The following is a 2,265-nucleotide window of genomic DNA, read 5'->3' on the forward strand; positions in this document are numbered from 1 at the left end:
TCCGCCAGAACTCCCACAGCTGGTTCGTCTCGGGCGAGTAGATCGTCAGCTGCGCGTCGGTCCCGGTGGCCGGTACCGCGTCCGCCGGCACCGGCACCTGGGTGAACTGCCCACCGGGCCCCAGCAGCCCGGGCGGAACAGTGGTGCGGTTCTGGCAGTTGCTCCACTGCACGTCCACGCGCGGCTGCGAGGCCGGCACGGTGTAGATGCTGGTGTTGTACTGGTTCACGTTGAACGCCGCCACGCCGTTGTAGGAGCCGGCCACCTCCTGAGCGAGGCGCGACACCATGGGAGCGGAGTTGGCGGCCTGGGGCGCTGTGCTGATGTCCTGCTTCCACACGCTGCTCGCCCCGAAGATCCCCTCGAGCGGCTCGAACGCGGACGGGGCCGTGACAGCAGCACCTCCGGCGACGGCGGCGGCGACGTGAGGCTTGATGAGCACGGCTGCCACGATGGCCTTGTCCTTCAGCGCACTGAACGCCATATCCACCTTGCCGTCGGTGACGGTCGTGGTGAACGTGCGATCCGCCGCGAGACCCAGGCCACCGGCGGAGAAGAAGGGGTCGAAGGAGCGCAGCACCTTCGAGCCCTCCAGCGAGACGTCGAAGACTCGCTTGCCGATGGAGGTCCAGTAGTTCTCAGCCGTCTTGAGGGTCACGTCGTACTGACCGTTGGGCACCGGGATCGAATAGCTCTGCACCCCCACCCGGAAGTCGGCGTACAGCGCCTCGTCGGCGGTTCCGGTCTTCGCAGCCCGGGTGGAGACCGACCCTCCGGTCGCGTAGGCGTCCGCGGAGTACGTCGTCCCGGAGACCGTGACCGCCGCACCACCGGCATTGATCGAGGCTCCGACCTCGGTGATGTGCGGCCTGATGACCAGCCCCGCCACGATGGCCTTGTCCTTCAGCGCACTGAACGCCATATCCACCTTGCCGTCGGTGACGGTCGTGGTGAACGTGCGATCCGCCGCGAGACCGAAACCGCCTGCGGCGGAGAACGGGTCGAAGGAGCTGAGCACCTTCGAGCCCTCCAGCGAGACGTCGAAGACTCGCTTGCCGGTGGAGGTCCAGTAGTTCTCAGCCGTCTTGAGGGTCACGTCGTACTGACCGTTGGGCACCGGGATCGAATAGCTCTGCACCCCCACCCGGAAGTCGGCGTACAGCGCCTCGTCGGCGGTTCCGGTCTTCGCAGCCCGGGTGGAGACCGACCCTCCGGTCGCGTAGGCGTCCGCGGAGTACGTCGTCCCGGAGACCGTGACCGCCGCACCACCGGCGTTGAGCGCTACGACCGGTGGTTGCGTGGACCCGGTGGGGGTCGCCGCGGCACTGAACGCCGTGGCGGTGATCACGCCGACCACGCTGCAGGCAGCGATCGCGGCTCGAACGGTGGCGGGACGCCTGTGCATCGATGGCTCCAGAAAGGTTTCGGCGGGTTCCTGCTCTGGAGCAGGCATCGGCTGGTCCCCCGCCGCCCCTTTCGCGTTCCAAACCGATCCCGCTCGGCTTCAACCCTTACGGCGCAGGGCTCAGCCCTCCCGGATCGACGAGGCGTGAAGACCGGTCACGCGCGCTGCTCCACCGTCACCCGTTCAGCAGGCACGCGGTGACGGTGACCGTCGGTGAGGATCTGGACCGAAAGAGGAGGGAACGTGCGGGCGCCTACTCCACGTGACCGTGCGGCCGTGCGCACGGGGCCACCCGCGGCAGCGGCGGACGCTCACGGAGCTCGTCGACAGCATCGACCCGGACATCCGGATGCCCGTAGAGTTCCCGGTGGGGGCTGCTCGTCACGCCCACCCGCCCACCGACGCGCGTGATCGCACGACTCCGCACGAGCCAGGAGGAACGCCGGTGCTGATGACACGGGAAGCCGAGAGGGGGCGTCGCCGGACGCTCGCCCGCTCGGGCGTGCTGGTGGTAGCGCTGGTCCTCGCACTGGCCATCGGCGTCGTCGCTCTCCGGTTGCTCGGACCCGAGCGCCCCCCGTCGAGCACCTCCCCCCCGGAGGCCGTGGCCCCCGAGGCCGTCGAGCCGATCTTCGGCCCCCGCAGCGTCTGGCTCCAGGACATCAGCACCGCTCCGCTGGCCGAGGACTCAGCGGTGACCGTGCGCGAGCTCACCGAGCAGGTGGCCGGCTCCTACAACGGCGTGGCGGCGTTCAACGTGAACCAGTACAACACCAGCATCTACACCGTGCCGGCCTCGCAGCCGCGCGTGGACGTGCAGTGGAGCAACTGCCAGAACCGCAGCTACACCCCCAAGGGAC

General features: G+C 69.0%; 2 protein-coding genes. One reads left to right on the top strand and one right to left on the bottom strand.

Annotated elements, in window-relative coordinates:
• On the bottom strand, positions 1 to 1,348 hold a 1,348-nt coding region (locus ACRYR9_RS19600), incomplete at its 3' end, for a malectin domain-containing carbohydrate-binding protein (protein ID WP_432499143.1).
• 559 nt (positions 1,349 to 1,907) lie between these two features.
• Here ACRYR9_RS19600 and ACRYR9_RS19605 point away from each other — a divergent pair.
• Positions 1,908 to 2,265, top strand: a 358-nt coding sequence (locus tag ACRYR9_RS19605) for a hypothetical protein (RefSeq protein ID WP_432540219.1), incomplete at its 3' end; no start/stop codon positions are given.

The organism is Kineococcus auxinigenes (assembly GCF_050871525.1).
Classification (GTDB): Bacteria; Actinomycetota; Actinomycetes; order Actinomycetales; family Kineococcaceae; genus Kineococcus.